Source organism: Dysgonomonas sp. ZJ709, assembly GCF_011039195.1.
Taxonomy (GTDB): Bacteria; Bacteroidota; Bacteroidia; order Bacteroidales; family Dysgonomonadaceae; genus Dysgonomonas.
In genome coordinates, this window is sequence record NZ_JAAKEM010000031.1 from 22,725 (window position 1) to 41,894 (window position 19,170).

Annotated in this window: 15 protein-coding genes; 9 read left to right on the top strand and 6 right to left on the bottom strand. The window is 39.3% G+C overall.

Going from position 1 to position 19,170, the window contains the following annotated elements:
- Positions 1-108 precede the first annotated feature (108 nt).
- Both G7Y56_RS15760 and G7Y56_RS15765 read left to right on the top strand, forming a co-directional pair.
- Positions 109-882 (top strand): LytTR family DNA-binding domain-containing protein, encoded by a 774-nt coding sequence (locus G7Y56_RS15760; RefSeq protein WP_165045009.1) that lies wholly within the window; start codon positions 109-111, stop codon positions 880-882.
- A 9-nt stretch (positions 883-891) separates the two neighbouring features.
- Positions 892-1,893: a sensor histidine kinase gene (locus tag G7Y56_RS15765; RefSeq protein ID WP_165045010.1), complete on the top strand. Its 1,002-nt coding sequence runs from the start codon at positions 892-894 to the stop codon at positions 1,891-1,893.
- A 173-nt stretch (positions 1,894-2,066) separates the two neighbouring features.
- On the opposite strand, the gene G7Y56_RS15770 is transcribed toward G7Y56_RS15765, so the two are convergent.
- Positions 2,067-2,780: a LuxR C-terminal-related transcriptional regulator gene (locus G7Y56_RS15770; RefSeq protein ID WP_165045015.1), complete on the bottom strand. Its 714-nt coding sequence runs from the start codon at positions 2,778-2,780 to the stop codon at positions 2,067-2,069.
- Positions 2,781-2,894: 114 nt separating this feature from the next.
- Here G7Y56_RS15770 and G7Y56_RS15775 point away from each other — a divergent pair, with 114 nt between their 5' ends.
- The gene (locus G7Y56_RS15775) at positions 2,895-5,246 is read left to right on the top strand and encodes a carboxypeptidase-like regulatory domain-containing protein (RefSeq protein ID WP_165045017.1); all 2,352 of its coding nucleotides are present in this window, start codon (positions 2,895-2,897) and stop codon (positions 5,244-5,246) included.
- 242 nt (positions 5,247-5,488) lie between these two features.
- Here G7Y56_RS15775 and G7Y56_RS15780 read toward each other — a convergent pair whose 3' ends face one another.
- From G7Y56_RS15780 to G7Y56_RS15795, 4 genes are all read right to left on the bottom strand, one after another.
- Positions 5,489-6,676 (bottom strand): DUF418 domain-containing protein, encoded by a 1,188-nt coding sequence (locus G7Y56_RS15780; RefSeq protein WP_165045019.1) that lies wholly within the window; start codon positions 6,674-6,676, stop codon positions 5,489-5,491.
- Between the two features lie 529 nt (positions 6,677-7,205).
- A complete protein-coding gene (locus G7Y56_RS15785; protein WP_165045027.1) occupies positions 7,206-8,852 on the bottom strand; it encodes a hypothetical protein in 1,647 nt (548 codons plus the stop codon).
- A gap of 86 nt (positions 8,853-8,938) precedes the next feature.
- Positions 8,939-9,394: a hypothetical protein gene (locus G7Y56_RS15790; protein WP_255498774.1), complete on the bottom strand. Its 456-nt coding sequence runs from the start codon at positions 9,392-9,394 to the stop codon at positions 8,939-8,941.
- Positions 9,391-9,939: a hypothetical protein gene (locus G7Y56_RS15795; protein WP_165045029.1), complete on the bottom strand. Its 549-nt coding sequence runs from the start codon at positions 9,937-9,939 to the stop codon at positions 9,391-9,393. Before G7Y56_RS15795 ends, G7Y56_RS15790 begins: the two co-directional genes overlap by 4 nt.
- A 758-nt stretch (positions 9,940-10,697) precedes the next feature.
- On the opposite strand from G7Y56_RS15795, the gene G7Y56_RS15800 reads away from it, so the two are divergent.
- The 4 genes from G7Y56_RS15800 (at position 10,698) to G7Y56_RS15815 (ending at position 14,615) form a co-directional block, all read left to right on the top strand.
- Positions 10,698-11,357: a hypothetical protein gene (locus G7Y56_RS15800; protein WP_165022115.1), complete on the top strand. Its 660-nt coding sequence runs from the start codon at positions 10,698-10,700 to the stop codon at positions 11,355-11,357.
- 179 nt (positions 11,358-11,536) lie between these two features.
- Positions 11,537-12,004 carry a BON domain-containing protein gene (locus G7Y56_RS15805; RefSeq protein WP_165045031.1) on the top strand — a complete coding sequence of 156 codons (468 nt, stop codon included), beginning with the start codon at positions 11,537-11,539 and terminating at the stop codon, positions 12,002-12,004.
- A gap of 556 nt (positions 12,005-12,560) precedes the next feature.
- Positions 12,561-14,018, top strand: a complete 1,458-nt coding sequence (locus G7Y56_RS15810; RefSeq protein WP_165045033.1) for a hypothetical protein — start codon at positions 12,561-12,563, stop codon at positions 14,016-14,018.
- Positions 14,019-14,138: 120 nt separating this feature from the next.
- Positions 14,139-14,615 (top strand): energy transducer TonB, encoded by a 477-nt coding sequence (locus G7Y56_RS15815; RefSeq protein WP_165045035.1) that lies wholly within the window; start codon positions 14,139-14,141, stop codon positions 14,613-14,615.
- 403 nt (positions 14,616-15,018) lie between these two features.
- On the opposite strand, the gene G7Y56_RS15820 is transcribed toward G7Y56_RS15815, so the two are convergent.
- Positions 15,019-15,711 (bottom strand): hypothetical protein, encoded by a 693-nt coding sequence (locus G7Y56_RS15820; protein ID WP_165045037.1) that lies wholly within the window; start codon positions 15,709-15,711, stop codon positions 15,019-15,021.
- 292 nt (positions 15,712-16,003) lie between these two features.
- Here G7Y56_RS15820 and G7Y56_RS15825 point away from each other — a divergent pair, with 292 nt between their 5' ends.
- Positions 16,004-17,908 carry a hypothetical protein gene (locus G7Y56_RS15825; protein WP_165045039.1) on the top strand — a complete coding sequence of 635 codons (1,905 nt, stop codon included), beginning with the start codon at positions 16,004-16,006 and terminating at the stop codon, positions 17,906-17,908.
- Positions 17,909-18,116: 208 nt separating this feature from the next.
- Positions 18,117-18,836, top strand: coding sequence for a hypothetical protein (locus tag G7Y56_RS15830; RefSeq protein WP_165045041.1), 720 nt, complete (start codon positions 18,117-18,119; stop codon positions 18,834-18,836).
- Positions 18,837-19,170: the final 334 nt, after the last annotated feature.

A 19,170-nucleotide genomic window follows, 5' to 3' on the forward strand; every position in this document is an offset into this window, starting at 1 on the left:
TACACTCCATACCCCAAATTCTAAGGTTGGTCAGAAAAATAGCTGTTCATACAAAAACAAAGTTGATAATACTATATCTTTGAATCTGAACCGAATCATTAGCAGAGTATGTCCCAAATCAATCGAAATATAAAATACCTGATCGTAGAAGACGAGCAATTGGCGTATAAGGAATTAAAGCGGATGATAAGCCTCTTACGACCCGAATACGTACTATCGGGGCAGACCAAGACGGTTGAAGAAACGATCTCTTTCCTTCGGAACAATACCGTAGATCTTATAATGCTGGATATACATCTGGCCGATGGAGATTCGTTCGAGATATTCAACCAGATAAGGGTCGCTACACCCATTATTTTCACGACGGCATACGACGAACATGCTATAAAAGCCTTTAAGCTGAACAGCATCGATTATCTGATGAAGCCGATAGAGGAGGCCGATTTGGCAGCAGCCCTGACCAAGTACGAAGAACTATATCAATCGCAGCAAGCCGCTTTCGATTATAAGCAGTTGGAGAACTTAATGCCCCAAAAGGTAAAAAACAGATTTCTCATTCAGAAAGGCGATTCATTCCTTTATATCGAAGTGAGTAACATTGCCTTTTTCTATAGCGAAGACAAAGTGTGTTTTCTGCATACATCCGACAACAAGCGGTATATAATAGACTACACGCTCGATCAGTTGGAGAAACATCTTGATAAGACTGTTTTCTTCAGAGTCTCACGCAATTGTATCACGAATATAAAGGCGATAAGAAATATTTCCAAGTACTTCAATAGCCGCCTTAAGCTGTCTTTTCAGCCCGAATGCCCTCACAAGGTGCTGGTTAGCCGTGTGCGTGTCAACGATTTTTTGAAGTGGGTGGATGGTATTATCTAAAACAGAAGAATGAGTATGGAAGATCGTAAGAGTCCTTTAATTATTTTTACAGTCATTATTGTTGTAATGTCATTCCTGTTTCAATGGATATACAATGTTATGACAGACTACAAAGAAGGCGATTTTTTAATACAACTTCTTGTGGATTTGCCTTTCGTTATCATTATGGCATTTGTGAGTTTTTCGATGGTGCACACTACCAATAAATATTTTAAATATAAAGACAATATATATATACGTGTTGCTTTCGAATTATTTTTAGCAGTTATTTTTGCATCAGTATACTCGCTATCAGTTAACTACTTGCTTGGGGTAGTTATTATAGGCGAGAAAAATCCTACTTACCTCGAGTCTGCCATTGTGCTGGTGATGGGTAATGTCTTTATGGTCATGTTACTCGAATTGTTTTTCTACAACAGGCGTCAATTGAAATCGGAAAAACTTATTGCAGTTATAGAGAAAGAAAAAATAGAATACCTATACTCCACCTTAAAAGCACAGGTTCATCCACATTTCTTATTCAACAGCCTCAACGTATTATCTTCCCTGATATACGAAGACCCTCAACGTGCCAATATTTATACCAAAAAACTATCGAATATATACCGCTACTTCTTATCGACCAATACACAGAAAAGCGTAATGGTAAAAGACGAAATATCTTTTCTCGAATCTTATATCTATTTACTATTGATACGTTTCGAAAATGCTTTAAGAATCAATATAAACGGAGATACCGATATACCAAAACAGGTGATTCCCGTTAGCATTCAGTTATTGATAGAAAATGCAATAAAGCATAACGTTGTATCTGCCGGCAACCCACTTATCGTAGATGTAAATATAACCGCCGAATATATAGAAGTGGTCAACAACCTGCAACCACGGCTAAATGTGGAAGAAAGCGGTCATGGATTAAACAACCTTCAAACACAGTATGCGCTGTATGATAAGACTGTTGAGGTCGTTAAAACCAACGATCGTTTTATCGTTCGTGTTCCCTACCTGTGAAATCTTATCCCTCTAATTAGTCAGTTTGTCGGGTTAATTATGCGGTTCGTCATTTATGGCTTTTCGCTTCTCATCATTTGTCATTCTTTTGTAGAAAAACAGAAGAATAATGAAAATACTATTTACATTAAAATCAGTCAGAGACATTTTTATCGATTCGGGATGAAAATACATCAGCTCATTAATCCGAGCTTGCGCGCATAATTCACAGCTTCGAAAGCATTGGCGACTTCCATTTTCTGTAAGATATTTTGACGATGAACATTTACTGTGTGAATACTTATCGATAACTTATCCGAAATCTCTTTACTAAGCATGCCATTATTCACCAGCCTTAGTATTTCGATTTCCCGTTTAGTTATATTTTTCGGTGAGTTTTCAATAATCGGAAATGGGACTACCTCTCCCGTTTTAATGTTCATCAGTCTGAATCGCACATCTTCGAAGTCCGATTGGTTTGGCGAATAATCTACGATACCTAACATAATAAGAGGATCTTTCCTTTCGCCGATTTCCAATATCTGATGCTGGCTGATAACACGGATATATTTCTGCTCTTTGTTCAGGGCTCTGAATTCAAAAATATGCTTGTAATCGGTTCGTTCCTCAAGAGGTAAACTGAAAATAAAATCGATCAGCCTTTTCTGGATATTGCCGAGAACCAGCAGATCGTCGGGATGAATACGTGTTTCCAAATAATCGGCTCCAGACTCTTCCGGTACTTCCAGTTTAGACGAATCGTATCCGAAGAATTCTTTAAAATTTGGAGAGAGGAATAAATACCTGACACCGTATTCGGCAACGAGCACACAACTATTATGTACCTGTGCTAATAGCTCTATATAGGGCTTGTGCTTCTCCCAGTTGTGGGGTTCCCGATCACTCATATTCTATAAAATACTGGTTGCAAAAGCAGTTGAAATTAGTGATAATTCACTATTGTGACCACATTGCCATTCGTCTACTTTTGTCTCAAAGATAAAACAAAAACAAATCACTAAATGAAAACATTACTATTATTCTTAACTACACTTTTTCTAAGCACATCCATTACAGCTCAGACAGGAAAACCAATAAGAGGCGTTGTCGTAGACAATGCTTCGGGAGAGTCTTTAGTCTCGGTAACCGTACAGGTACTCAACAGCAGTTTGCCCAAAGGAGCATTGAGCGATGCCGACGGAAATTTCAGTATCGATGGACTGCCCGTAGGGCGCTACGATATACAGGCATCTTTTATCGGATACGAACCTATGGTGTTTCGCGAAATTGTAGTTTCGTCGGGAAAAGAAGCCTTTATAACAATCTCGCTTAAAGAAAATATCAACGAACTGAAAGAGGTTGTTATAGAACCTCAGGTCAATAAACAATTACCGCAGAATATTACAGCTACTACAAGCGCACGAATGCTTAGTGTAGAAGAAGCGAGCCGCTATGCAGGAGGTATGGACGACCCCGCACGTCTGGTTTCAGCTTTTGCCGGAGTGGCAGGAAGCATGAACAGCAACGGTATTGCCATACGTGGAAATTCACCCCAATTCTTACAATGGCGATTAGAAGGTGCAGAAATACCGAATCCTACCCACTTTTCGGATATTACAGGAGTGGGTGGAGGTATCTTTACCGCTCTTAGTTCGCAGGTGTTGGGCAATTCGGACTTTTTCACGGGAGCTTTTCCTGCCGAATATGGCAATGCCCTTTCGGGAGTATTCGATATGCAGTTGCGCAATGGTAACCGATGGGACTATGAGCATACCGTGCAGGTAGGTACACTGGGTGTGGATGTAAGTTCCGAAGGGCCTTTCAAAAAAGGAGGGCAATCTTCTTATCTGTTCAACTACCGTTATGCAACAATGGCTCTGGCAGACGATCTGTTTCCCGGCTTATTGGGCGATGCAGCAGGTATGCGCTATCAGGACTTATCATTCAAACTAAACTTTCCGACCAAAAGCGCAGGTACATTCTCGGTGTGGGGAATAGGTCTTATAGACCGTTTCTCGCAAAACGCCGAATCGGATACTACCAAATGGGAGAGTGTGACGGATAACAGCAAAGCCGATTTCAGACAGACTATGGCATCGGGGGGAATCGGACATAAATATTTTTTCAACAACAGCACTTTTATTAAAACGGCATTAGTAGGTACATATACCAAAAATCATTTACTATTGGATGTCTTCGACACGCAAAAGAACCCTACACGTGTAAACGATATGAAAGGCACTAACTGGGATATGTCGCTCAACTCGTATATCAACAAGAAATTCAGCTCTAAGCACACCAGCCGTACAGGGTTTAATATAACCCGATTGAGTTACGATCTGAATTATAATATCAGCCCAAGCTTTCCCAATCCCTTTTTACCGATGGAGAACTTTGCCAAAAGCGATGGTAGCACCATGTTGTTCTCGGCATTCAGCAATTCGACAATACGGTTGAATAACGAGATTACGGCCAATATCGGTATAAACAGCCAGTACTTTCTTCTGAATGAGAAATGGACTCTCGAACCACGTGTAGGTATTAAATGGCAGATGCAGCCTAAACATTCCATCGGGTTGGCTTATGGATTGCATAGCCGACACGAGAAACTCGATTACTATTTTGTAAGAACACCCGAAACAGGGAACGAGATGGTAAATAAAAAACTCGATTTTGCTAAAGCCCATCATATCGTCTTCTCTTACGATTGGTCGTTGTCCGAAAATACGCATCTGAAAATAGAGCCTTATTTCCAATACCTATATGATATTCCTGTGGCAAGAGACAGTTCGTTTTCGATAATCAACCAACAGGATTGGTATCTGAATACAGCCCTTGTCAGCGAAGGAAAAGGTATCAACTATGGTATAGATGTTACATTAGAACGTTATCTGGCCGATGGTTATTACTATTTGCTTACAGGATCTATATTCCAGTCACGATACACAGGTGGCGACGGTGTTTGGCGAAATACGAGATTGAACCGTAATTATGTATTCAATGCACTTGGCGGTAAAGAATGGAAAATGGGTAGACAAAAACAGAATATATTCAATGTCAATCTTCGTGCTTCGTTTCAGGGTGGCGACCGTTATTCTCCTATCGACACCGAGGCTTCACTACTGGCACAAGATGCTGTTTACGATACGTCGAGAGCCTACGAAAAACAATTTGATCCTGCACTGATAACAAGCTTTACGGTAAGTTATAAAATGAATAAGAAGAAGTTAGCGCACGAATTTGCTGTGAAAGTTATAAATGCTAATGGTTATCAGGAGCCAAGCGGTCATTTTTATAACTATCGCAGGAGCGAAGTCGAGTTGTATAAATCGGCAGTCGTGATCCCGAATATCAGTTATAAGGTCGAATTCTAAATAGGGGCATACTACTCTGTCTAGCCTCCCCAACCCCTCCCAAGGAGGGGCTCTGTATACCCTCTTTGCATTCCTCCCCTTGGGGGAGGTTAGGAGGGGCTATCAGTTCGGAATCACAAATTCGGATGAAGTATTTATTACTCCTTCCCTTATATCGAACTCACGCTAAACATATAAATTTATTCGTTCACTCGGTTGTTTGAATGAAAATAGTCGTCTGCAATGTAAAATGAATCAGTAGGTTACCCTTTTCCTGTTTTAATCCAAGTTGCTTTTTTCCATAACCATTCTAATGGCCCTTGACGATGCGAACGAAGCCACCAGCGACTAAAGAATAACTGAATAAGAAACATTCCGATACCCATCAGGAAACATACCGTAATGCCTGTATGCTGATAAAGCCCTAGTCCCCAGTTGTAAAACAAGAATCCACCGATCAAAGACTGCGACAGGTAGTTTGTCAGACTCATGCGTCCATAAGGTGCTAATTGATGAAGAACACGTCCAAACTTTGTCAGATAATAAACAAGTATTACCCCTGCAAACAGTATTCCTGTAAATGCAAGATTTGCAAGCGATTTAAGTAGAAGAGTCGAAGGTACAAGTAGTGCCTCTCTGCTTATGAAGTCGGGAAGCAGAGCTACCAAACCATAAATCGGAAAAAAGGATATGGTGACTATAATGAACACTTTAACCCAAAGTTTTATATTTTTCTCTGAATAGGGTAACACATTGCTGCGCCCTATTATCATACCTAGCATAAACAGCCCTGCGGTTTGAGTAACCCTTCCATGTAACAGCATCCAGCCCATATTAGCAACATTGCCCGTCCAGATAGTAGTTTTGCACAGTTCGAGGAAAGAACCTTCTTTCTGAGCTGTATTGACTATTTCCCAGTATGGAGCATCGAAGTCAGCAATAGGAACATATTCGGGGTTGATGAGTGCATAAATCAGTTGTCCCCATTCGAGAGGCTGTAATAAAAGAATAACCGCTATAATAGCAATTGTGCGCGTAGAAAAACGACAAACTGCGATCATTACATAACCAAGCAATGCATAGAGTATCAGTATTTCGCCGGGAAACAAAGTCGAATTGACGCATGCTATAACAAAAAGCAGTACCAACCGCCAGGCAAACCGTCCACGAAAATCTTTTCCTTTTTCTTTTTGTGAGTTGTCTTGAATGAAGAAACTGAATCCGAAAAGCAATGCGAAAATGCAGTAGGCTTTACCGGAAAAGGTGAAAAATATACTGTCCCAGATTACCCTGTCCGTAAATAACAGGAAATTGCTGGTTTCTTCGGGGAAGCTGTTGAGGCTGAACCGTTCGATAAAATGAATAAGGGTAATTCCCATTACGGCAAAACCACGTAATATATCCGCTATTTCTATGCGATTATTAGTGGTCAGCGTAGTTGATGAGTGCATGTTTCTTAGAATTTAAAAGGTTAACATATTTATTTGAGGTGTAAATTTATTATAAACCTTTTATGATTCCTAAAAATACTGTTCAATAAATAATAAAATGTGGCTGATACAATTGATTAGCAAAGTAAACAGCAAGAATATGAACAACTTAAAAAACTTATATTGCCCAAAAGCATCACGGATTCTTTTAATAATATTCGGGGTAGTATAAACAAAAAAAGTACAGACATCACTATCCGTACTTCTCTCTATTTATAGAGACTATCCTTTTTCTTCGCAAACGTTATACTCGCATGGAGTATACGCAGCGCGATAATCTGGCTACTATGTTTTGTGAAATAAAAGAAAGTGAGTTGAGTTTTGGTGTAATCTTGTAGCCTTTGTATTAAACTTGGAAGTCTAATTTCGAGTTTACAATAGTTAAGTATAAAGATATACAAAAGAATCTAAATGGCGTCTATATAACGCCTCAAAATCTGTTTTTTTAACTATTTGTTGTTCAGTCTTTTCCTGTTCATCGGCGTTTTATTTATCCTTTCACGCTCCCATTATACGAATCGGAGTAATGATATTTCATCTGTAACGCAAAAAGGTCGTCTTTGCTGTTTGGCTTTATATTCAGTTCGTCCACAATTACGTATCGCTTGGTCGACAGTTCATATACGGCAGGCGAAGCACTCAACTCTTTGAGCCACTCGGCTATATGTGCTTTTATTGGCATGGTTTGTACAATGAATTGTTCGCTTACCTCTTTCGTGTAAACCGATTCTATATCGCTGCTGATAGAATAAGCAGGTGTCTGTGTCTTGTACAGCGTGTTGGTACTTGTTCTGAAATCGGTTTCCTCTGTTCCTGAAAAATTGAACGAGCTCCATCCGCCCATCGAATTGAGGAATGCAAAGTCATTTACCTTATACAGCGATTCGGGTAATATGTTGAATGTAAGCGGTTCGCTGCTCTTATTGCCGTCTTTAGATAAATAGACTTCTACAATGCCTATCTTCTCGCGTTGGGCATGCGTTTCCAGTAGATTGTCTATATCGAGTCTGATGGTATTCACTATACTAAACTTCTTTCTGTTCTGCATATTCGATACAAGATATCCCAGATTGCTGCCCGATTGGGTTTTCAGTTCGTAGCGAATACCCATATTGTATTCATTCGTAATATTGTTGCGATCGGGGTCGGACAGTACGAAGTTGAAATACTGGCTTTGCCCTTTCACATGGGGCAGAATCGGCTGACGGGTAAGTGGCTTTACGTTGTTTTTCTTTGTTGTATCATATACATAATCGGTTAAATCGGCATTATCGAGATTTCTGTTGTATCCCGATAGGGTATAAAGCACATCCGATATGTAAAAGGATTCTCGGTTTTTGCCATCGCTACGCTTTGCTACGAACCGATAGTCGGTAGCTGTGCCTGCATCGCACCAAGTGTCGGTATGAAGAAATGAATTGCTGTATTTTTGCTGATTCCCCCAGATGCTATTGATATCAAACCAGATAGGATTGTTAAAATAGGCTTTCGCCAGACTGACCACAGGCGTGCCCAATGTTGTTTTGTCGGCTACACCCAAAAATACATTCGTATCCTGATAAATATCGATTTCTATTTCGCAATTGCTCGGATCGTCCAAGCTACCGCTAATACTGTCGTTGGCAGGAGGTGTTGTCGAATTGTCGGTAAAGCGAATAAAAAGGTTATTCAAATCAGTTAGCCTTATGCCTGATGTTGAGCCGATCCGTTTCGATACCATTCGTATTGTAGAGCCGTTTATAACATTTGCACCCGCAGCAATAGGCGGAACTGTAATATCAAAATTACCATTGAAAAATGAATCTTTCATCAGACAGTACCTTATGTTTTCGGCAGTGGTAGAAGCAGAGCTATCGAGAAAAAATGTATTGTTATTTACTTCGTTCCTGTTTCTGGTCGCTTTTATCGAGTGATCTGTCTCTGTCGCTTCTTCTGTGATCGGTATAAAACATTTATCCGCATCCAGCGATGTAGACAGAATAGTCAGGCTAATATCGATCAGCTTATTTTTATTTCCAATCGGAAGATTCGATACTTCGCCCGTACTTTCGAATTGTACGTAATTCGGATTATTAGCCAATGAAACTTTAGTCGGCGATTTGCTTTCTTTCGCTATATTTTGTGTGAAAATACCCATGTCTTTTATTTATTAAAATATTAATTGAGTAGAAGAACGTATTTAATGTTACATCTTAAAGTTATAACTATCGATAATTGTTATACTCAGACGGACAATAAAAAGGTCTGTGACCTCAGCTCTTCGATTGTTGCCTCAAATAGTTGATCGAACCATTCATCTTCAAATTTCTTGTTCAGTTCTTCTTCGAGCGTGGCAAGGATGGGGCGTCCTTCGTAACCATCGCGCCATATTGCCCTGCTGATGAGGAATAGGGTGCTGTTGTCGGTGGGTATTCCTCGCGACAAAGCCCAGTTGCGCAACTCGTCTGTCGGAGGCTGCTTGCCTTGGTGCGGACGTCGCCCCTGCTCCAGATAGCCGATGTAGTTTGCAAAGAGGGCTTCAATTACTACCGGCTCACCCATACTTTTTATCTCCACTTTTATACTTTCGCTCAAAGAACTGTCTTTTAAGTCAATCGTATTATCTTCGAGAACAAGTCGAGCGAGGTTCACTATTTCGCCGGCAATAGCTTCTATTACTTTTACTATTTCGTTGTTCATTTCTTAGACGTTCTGATATTAAATTCGGGGAATTTATTGGCGAATACCTCGCAGTTGTCGGGCAACTTCATACTTGAATTATTAAGAGCCGCTTCCTTTTCAATACCTTTATTCTCATCAAACTGATCTTCAATCAGACAAAGGTTTTGCATATTTACCTGTACAAAATTCACCGAGAAACGACATCCGCAAGCATTGTCGTCGTAATAGTTGCGCAGGGTGGTATATGTCCAGTCGGGCTTGATGCCGATTGCAGATGTTTCGTCTTGTTTTATGCGTTCGATAATATTCAGCCCTGTCGAAAATGCCAGATTCTGAAGTTCTGTGATCGTTCTGTCTTTGTCGGGAATAAAAAGTACAGCAAAATTGACCGAATTGGTAAAAGTGTTATTCTGGTTACGACCACCGATAGGATCTTCGAGCCAGAAAAGCGGATGCTGTTCTTTTCCGCTGCCTAATTCGTAATTGCGATTGTAATAAAAAGCCTTGATGCTACGATGCTGACTAGCCTGTTTGCGAAAAATGTCTACGATATTGTTTATCATATCTTTTTGATTATAAGTTTTATTAGATAGATAAATAAGTGGAAAAGGCATTGTAAATTCGGGATGCCTCATCTATTATAAGGTGCTGGAATGGGGTGAATATCTTATTGTGCTTATACATTTATATACTCCCAACAACCTCTCTTTTTCTCTCTGTCATTCCGAACTGAAAGCCCCTCCTAACCTCCCCTTAGGGGAGGAATGCAGAGAGGGTGTTTGGAATGATTATGAGTTATGAATAATAAGTTATGAGTTAATCACACTCTGTCATCCCGAAACGTAGTGAGGGATCTACTGTCTCTTGATGTTAAGCCAGTAGCTATTAGCTTATTTCAGAGCAGATTCCTCACTGCGTTTCGGAATGACAGGGAGAAAAATAGGGATGATAGAGCGAATCAATATGTCATAAAGCCTTTTCTTGTTTCGAGCTTATGTTAGGTTAGAAGCTAAATCGAATAAATCAAGATTGAGTAGTACAAATATTTTTAACAAAAATATCAAAAAATTAAGTATAATGCCACTGATATTATATATCTTAGAGAGGAATTCATTTGGATTTTTAAAGTTTTGAATGAACAACCAGAAGGCTTTAAATTTATGCTAGACATCAAACAAAAGGAATATGTTTCATACCACGCTTGTACGATGAAATAATGAAGGGAATAAAGGTTTGCCAAGCGGAAAATAATATCCTTAATTTGTTCCTTGTGATTAACCTTTTTTATATTTGTAGAATTAATTTAAAATATTTTAATACTATGAAGGTTTTTTTTATAATTCTATTTTTTGTGTTGTGCACAATTAGCTCTTATGCGCAGTGGAATGCTACAGGGAATAACAGTACTACGGGTGATTTAAGTGTAGGAGGCGATATAAATGTGAGTGGACACAAATTAATAGGAGCGGCTCCTAGTCATTATTTTACATACGATAATCAGAAAATGGGACACTACGCTCTAAGATGGGGCGAAGATTCATGGAGTAATGTTGGTAGTGGGTACACATTTTGGTTAAGTTCCTATAGAGGTATGAAGTTCTTCACAGCAGGTAAACCCCAATTTGTTATCCTTAATGATGGAAATATAGGAATGGGAACAGAGAAACCTACTTCAAAACTGGAGGTGAACGGCACTATTCGGGCAAAAGAAATTAAAATAGAAGCCACAGGATGGCCGGATTTTGTGTTTGATAGAGAATACAAATTACCTAGTTTGAGAGAAGTTGAGAACCATATAAACGAGCATAAACATCTTTCCGGTGTTCCATCCGAAAAAGAAGTAATAGAAAACGGAATCAGTGTAGGAGAGATGCAAGCAAAACTTTTACAAAAAATAGAAGAACTGACTTTGTATACCATCCAATTGGAAAAAAAATATGATGAATTGAGAGAAGAACTAAAGGAATTGAAAAAAGAGTGATTCAAAGAAGATAGTTAATCAAATAAAACTTATTTCTAAACACGTCCAATTTTCTTGGAAGTATATTATTGATAACGAATTACGAGAAATTGTTTTATTGTTTTAAAACATGTAAACAAATACTAATCACTATATGTTATACAACTAGACGATAAAGTCTTACCTAAATTTCAGAAGCTATGAAGAAGTTCTTATTTATTTGTGCAGTTTTAATGTTTACAGGTCTTACATTTAATTCTTGTAGTCCCGACGATGCGGTGACACAAGGTCAAGTAAGAAATGCGTTGTTGTCCCGTTACCCAGGTGTTTCATGCTCGGTTCGTAACAGTATTGTAGCCCTATCGGGTACAGTAGACTCGGAAGAAGCAAGAGTTGGCGCCGAAGAAGTGGCAAAAGGAGTGAAAAATGTGAAATCGGTGGTTAACGAGATCGAGGTAGTAGAGCCTGTGGCAGCAGTGAGTCCCGACGAGTCGCTTAAAACAGCTATTTCAGTAGCACTTGGCGATGCCGGATTTAAAGATGTGTGGGTGGAGGTGAAAGACGAAGAAGTAACCCTTTCGGGAAAAGTTTCGAAAGCCGATCAGAAAAAAGTTTTGGACGTAGTAAAAGGTATCAAAACTAAGAAAGTAATAAACGATATGAAGTAGACTGTCCAACTTTGTACACATTCTTTTATTATATGTATGTAAAAGCGAATCTAAGGGTTCGCTTTTCTTGTTTTTAATCAGTTTGCTTTCAGATATATAGTGTGTGTTGCACGCAAAGCAATTTATAGTGAATCATGCTGAATCACTTATTGTTATAAGCTTACGTTGTATTTTAAATAAATCATATAGTATTGAAAAAAAACTTAAATTATTTTATATTTTTATTATTAATGCATAGATTATGCTCTGTTAATGAAATAGTTTAAAATGTTCATCTTGAAATCCATATGACACATGTATTCTAGTTCGTACATAGTAAATTTAATCGCCAACTCATCGGGCGAGAATTTGGATGTTGACCCTCCTTTTTATTAGAAGAATAGACTGAATATATTTTATTATATACAGAAATGATTTTATAGAGATAAAAGATCATTACGTATTAATATATACACAAATGCTGTATATATAACCCTCCTTTTTCAAGACGGAATGTCTTGGAACTAGTATTTAATTGCCACATTTTCACATGTTAACTATTCGATGAATTGTAATTATGAATATAAATTATCTAACCAAACTATTAACGAATATCCTCTTTTTCCATGCAATCGGGCTTAGTGCTCAGGTAACAATCGGTTCTGCCATTGCGCCTGTCGAAGGTGCTTTACTCGAACTCAAACAAGATGGAGAAACCACCAAAGGCTTGGGTTTACCACGGGTGTATCTGATTGCACCCGATAATCTTGCCCCTTGTGTAATAGATGCCTCGCCAACTACTAAAGATGCGCATACCGGTCTGGTTGTGTACAATCAGACGGAAGATAATGGACTGTCTAAAGGTATATATGTATGGGATGGTGCTATATGGGAACGGCTACTATTTACAGAGTCGTCGACCAATCCCGTGACAACACCATCGGATGCCAATTCGAATGCATTTATACTACCATTGGGAAAAAGCCTTGAAATTCCGGTAACTAAAGCATACGACATGTGGGAAAAATATAGCATGTTGGGTAATCAGACCTTGACAGGGCAGGTAACAGCCGAAGTCTATTGGTCTGATGTTTCGGGCTTAGTAGATATATCCCTTCCGAATGGCGATAATGGGCGCACTTCGGTAATCAGAATTACTCATAACAAGACGAACGACCAATTGGGCGGTAATGCAGTTGTTGCTGTACGCGTCGGAGGTATTGTCCGTTGGAGCTGGCATATCTGGGTTACAGGCTACGATCCCGATAATGAAGGTCGGGTATATACTTACAGCAACGGAACGGATACAAATATATTTATGGATCGCAATCTGGGAGCTTTGAGCAACAATCCTGCCGATGGCTTTTTAACCTTGGGCAACACTTACGAGTGGGGGAGGAAAGACCCTTTTCCCCGTCCGTCGGGATTAGACAATCCGTCGACTTCCACCTCTGCGCCCGAAACCATTTTATATGGAGTGAAAACCGATATTACTCGTACCACGACAAACGAAAATCCTGACGAAAACTTACAGAACTCGATTACCGACCCTTTGCAATATATAGGATATAACAGTTGGTTTATCGGAAATAATTATCTCTACAACAATGAGGATGCCGATTTTTGGGGGCAAATGTCCCAAAGTAAAGGCGATTTCGATCCATGCCCTGCGGGGTGGCGTATTCCTTTTGTTTCGGCCGACGGTCGAAGCCCTTGGGAAGGTTTGCAAGAATCGGATGTTACATTAGTGGTAGTCGAAGGTAAGGCGGGAAGTGCTTTCGACTTTTCCGACAAGCTGGGCTTGTATCCTCTGTCGGGAGGGCGTTCTAATGATGCAAATCTCGTCGGCAGACAATTTGATGGGACGGTACCTATTGGCGAGAAGGGTTTTTATTGGACAGCCTCTCACTCATACAAAGATGCGTCTTGCTATTTTGGTATAGTTAATCACGGTACTTACCTTCAGATTATTAATACAGGAATAGATGTTAACAGGAAAGCACTTGGATCGAGTGTGAGATGCGTTAAAGCATAGATTGTTTATAAAAAGGCATAAAGGCGCAACTGTACAAGTTTCGCCTTTTTGTTTTGTCATACTTGCCCAATCTTATCTTAATACTTACTTTTGGAGTCTTAATACATAATAATTAACCGAATGAGAATATTCAAAACTACACTGTTGATCCTACTTACAACACTCGCTATTAATCTGAATGCACAAAATGAAATAATAATAAATAAAGCCCTAGAAATACAGTGCGAAGAAGATAGTAACGAAGAAAGTACGGAAGAAAAACCTTATGTATTTGTAGAGCAAATGCCCTCCTTTGTGGGTGCAGAAATGGCTATGGTAGAATTTATTCACACGAATCTCGTTTATCCCGAAGAAGCATTAAAGGAAGGTGTGCAAGGTCGTATAGTAATACGTTTTGTTGTAACCAGAGATGGAGATCTGACAGGTATTACGGTGCTTAGAGGTATTGGCCACGGTTGCGACGAAGAGGCTGTTCGCATTGTAGAATCGATGCCTCGGTGGACACCCGGCTCGCAAAACGGAGTGGCGGTTCCTGTGTATTATACGCTCATAGTTCCTTTTCGTCTTCCTGCAAAAGACACCGGTGTCGCCGACTGAAAACACGGCTATATAGATAAGCTAAATGAGGGTGTGATATAAGCGATTTTTCGTGTCATTCTGTCATCCTGAACGAAGTGAAGGATCTCCAAATCAAGAGTTTGGATTCTTCACTTCGTTCAGAATGACAAAGAGACTAACCAGTTGACGGTATTATTTTACTTACGACACCGCCTCTTTTTTTTACTCAATGTATCAATATCAGAATTGTGATATGTGTGTTAGTAGTGTTTAGATATATAGTGTGTTTAATACTCATAAAGATAATACTTAGTTCTCAATAAAAAAAACTTAGCAAGACCTAGTTCTGCTACACTTTTATAAGTAATTGATAACAAGTGATAAATTTATCTTCTTATTTGTTTTTCAAATTTATATTGATCATCTTCGGCACGAGCTTTGTCTATCCGATAGAGTAAAAATCCGAAAACTTCGACAACTGTTTTTCGAGTGATTTCGTCAAATAAGTATATCTTATCCTCTGCCAGATCGGCAATCGTTTTATACCATCCCCATTTTGAACAAAAGCTTTGGAATCCTTTAGAAATTGGTTTGCTTGAGCCAGAACCACTGAATAATGGTTCAAAATCGCTTCTGATTCTTGCTTTTTGCGCAAAAAAAAAGCGATCAGTGGCAGAACTTTTTCGCAGGTCAGATTTCTGAACAACTCCTTTCTCCGATCTATTGTCTGAGCATCATAGCTTTCGCCGGAAGGTCGGCACACAATAGCCAGTATCTCCGATATTTTGGTCATGCTGTCACTCTCCAGCGTGCTTTCTATATCTACCCATTCGGCTAGGGTAAGTTTGTCGGAAAGTGTAACGAAATAATTTGTTCCGTTTATAGTTGCTTTACCCGATGGGTTTACGTCGGTATCGAATACAAAGTCTATGGTGTTAGCTACCATATCGAAAAGCTGAGTTGGCGAATGCAGTAACAACTCTTTGTCTATCTTGCAAATGTCGCTTACAAACTGGATATACTCCATTTTATTTTCCGGCTTACTATTGAACCATTGCTCATAGTCTGCCAGTTTAATATCACTCCATGCATTTGGAATATGCATTGTTATATCACCCAATTCGAACTTTACCATATTTTCTTTGTTTTATTAATATAGATAAAGAAGTATTTATTTCGTTAAAATAGAGTTAATGTGTGAATCATACTCTTTAATAGAGGAATTTTCTATATATTTACTCGCTGAAACAGTGGATATTTGCCTGTGTATGAAGCGGAAAGTTAATTGTATTCTTTATTTTGGCCGCCCGATTAAATAGACTTGACATAAATAAAAGTGTACAAACATGTGTGGAATCTCAACTAGATCATTCTTTAAACAGCTAATCTGTTTACTAATTTTTACAATAATCATTTCGACAGTTAGTATGTATGGGCAAGTAACTATCGGCTCACCTCTTAAACCAAGAGCAGGTGCCTTGCTCGAACTGAAAGAAAATGATAATCTTCAGGCTAATTCTACAAAAGGTCTTAATTTACCCAGAGTCTCATTAGAAAATGCAAGTATGCTTAAACCGATGTTGACCGATTCGGAGTCGGCAGATGTCGATATGCGTAAAAGCCATATCGGACTTATGGTTTTTAATGTAAATGAGAATAATGGGTTTTGCAAAGGACCTTATGTTTGGAGTGGTGAAGTCTGGTTGTCTCTCAAGAACTGTCTGGAGTTGACTGTCGATGCAAACACTATTCAATTTCCGAGCAATGCTGCGTCGGGTGTAGCACCGTCGCGTGTACTAAATATAAACTGGAAGCCTCTATCGGCATCGCCCGTAATGACTTTATCCAGCGTTGCCGGATATAGTCCGGTGCAGGGTTATACACCTACTGCATCGCCTACGGGAGGCAGTCTGGCCGAAAATATACAGATAACGGCTATGTCGCAAGCCGAGGTAGCAGTGAATCCATTTTTAGAAAAAGCATCCCGCCTCGATATTTCGTTGACCGGAAGTAATAAAACCGTTACCGAAAGCGTTTTGCTTCGTCAGATTAATTATGCCCTGACTTATACCAAAGAGCCATACTATCTTATGGATGGCAGTACTTATTCGTTCAAAGTGAAATCGAATGCCAAGTGGAAAGCCGAATTGACTGATACCGGCGGAGGCGTGGTTAATAGCTTGTTGACTACCGCAGGCGGAACAGGTGAGGGCGCAGTGGAAACCAATGTCAGCTTTACGGTTCCGAATGACATGACCAATCCCACTAAATTTTTGGGTACGGCAAAAATAAGATTTTATAGCGAAGAAAGTCAATTTGCCGATGTGGTGGTCGATCTGCTTTGTGCTTCGGGCAGCATTGTCGGTAAAGCCAATGCATATATAGTGAAACCATCTACGGCTATTTTGATTCCTGTTAGTCAAGCAAATGCCGATGGAACTACACGTATTACCGCTGCCGAAACTTATACAGCCGGTTTGGTCTGGACAGATAATGTGAATCGTGTAGCAGCTAATTCTAATATCAGGATGATACTTCCGGCAGGTACCGGTTTGGCAGGCTATTTGTTTGTTGCCGCAGGTACAGCAGAGGGTAACGCTATGGTATCTGCCGTCAAAACTGGTGGTGCGATAGCTTGGAGCTGGCATATATGGGTACTCAATGAAGACCCAACAGCTAATACGATTACAAATAACGGACTCGTGTTTATGGATCGCAACTTGGGTGCAACAACAGCAGTCGGAGCTAATGTAAACTCCTTCGGGTTGTATTATCAATGGGGACGAAAAGATCCGCTCCCGGGAACAGCCAACATTGCATCTCTCAATCCGGCGCAGAGAGCCATTTATAATTCTGTCGGATCTACAACAATGGCTCGAAGTAGTACTGCCAGTGGTAGTCTGAACATCAGCACACTTGTGGCTAACCCGCTGACTTTTTATATGAATCTTCATATGGATGATACTTCTTGGGGATATGGCACAACTAAAAGTGCTTACGACCCATGTCCCGAAAACTGGCGTGTTGCTACTTTCGTCGGCACTACATCGCCATGGAATGGATTAACAGCACTTAATACGACATGGAACGAAACCAATAAAGGACGCACTATAAACGGTAATTTCTGGCCTGCGGGTGGACGTATGCAACTCTTGACAGCTGGCGATATATTTTATTATGTAGCTCAGTATGGTGGTTACTGGACAGACCGACCATATTTATCCAATACTATTTATAGTTATAGTCTGAATTTTTATTCGGCAGCTTTTGATCCTGCTCAGGCTTACGACAAGGCTCACGGTTTGTCTGTGCGTTGTGTTCGCATACCGTAATAGTAAAAAAGATCAAATATAAAAGCAGAGCAGGGGGCGCTAACGCACCCTGCTCCTTTTAACTAAAATAGAATATTGTTAATGTTAAATAAATGAAAATGAATTAAATGGCAGACTAATGTAATGAAAAATTGTTTTTTTTTACGAACTTTGTATTTAACAAAACTTTCACTTCTAATATTACATCATAGTAGAACTTTATAAACGTATGAGACTAATAAATTATATATTAATACTGTTTTTTATCTCAACTTTAAGTGTAGTTTCACAAACAACAATGGCTAGTAGTGTAGCAATAATTACGGATGAAAATACATCTATCGCAGACACAGATATTATTTCACATTCGGAATTTTATAACAAAGGTTTATTTACGACCGGTATACAATTGAGTCATCAGATGTTTGGTAACAGTGCACCCGGAGGTGTTCAGCTTTATGGAGGCTGGGAGCGTAGTTGGATAAAATCGGGGAGCCTATATTTAGGTTTGGAGCCACGTATCAAAATCGGATATACAAATGCCAGTGTCGATGATTATTCGATAGGTGATGCTATAATAAAAGAGATCAATTATAATGCTTTTTCGTGGGGAGCTTTGGCGCTCGGTCGTGTAGGTTATTTGTTGAGAGACCGTACTACGGCTCTGTTCTTAGAGGGTCAGATGGGTTTGGTCAATTTTCATTCCAAAGCTGATATACGACAAACAGATGTTGCAAAATGGCACGTGACCCAAGATAGCTATGCTAATCTATATGTAGGTGGTCATGTGGGTATTACAGGCAAGTTGCCGACAAATACACGTGCTTCTCTTTGGGTTGGTATATCGACCGTCAATACAAATATGTTTATGGACAAAATGGGACTCAATGAGAGCGATATTGTCAATAAAAAGATAAATGGCGAATTGGGGGTTGCTTTCTTCTTCTAAAAGAATAAGTTATACGGCGAAAAGCAGCTGATTTCACCATATCTTTCGAAATACAGACATCAGGCGCACTATGATACACATCGTAGTGCGCTTTTTTGTACAGTCTCTAATGCACACTTCTATACCATATATATAATATACTATATCTAGTATATTAATATAATTTATTCTAGTATTTATATTTAATAATATATACTAAGTAATAATACCCGTGGTGCATTTAAGCAATACAGGTTTTTAAATTGTTGATATTCTTATTGTTTAGTTTGTTTATTAGTTGTATAACCGTCAGAGCCATAATCTTAGAAAGTATCCGATTCTTGAACCCATCAAA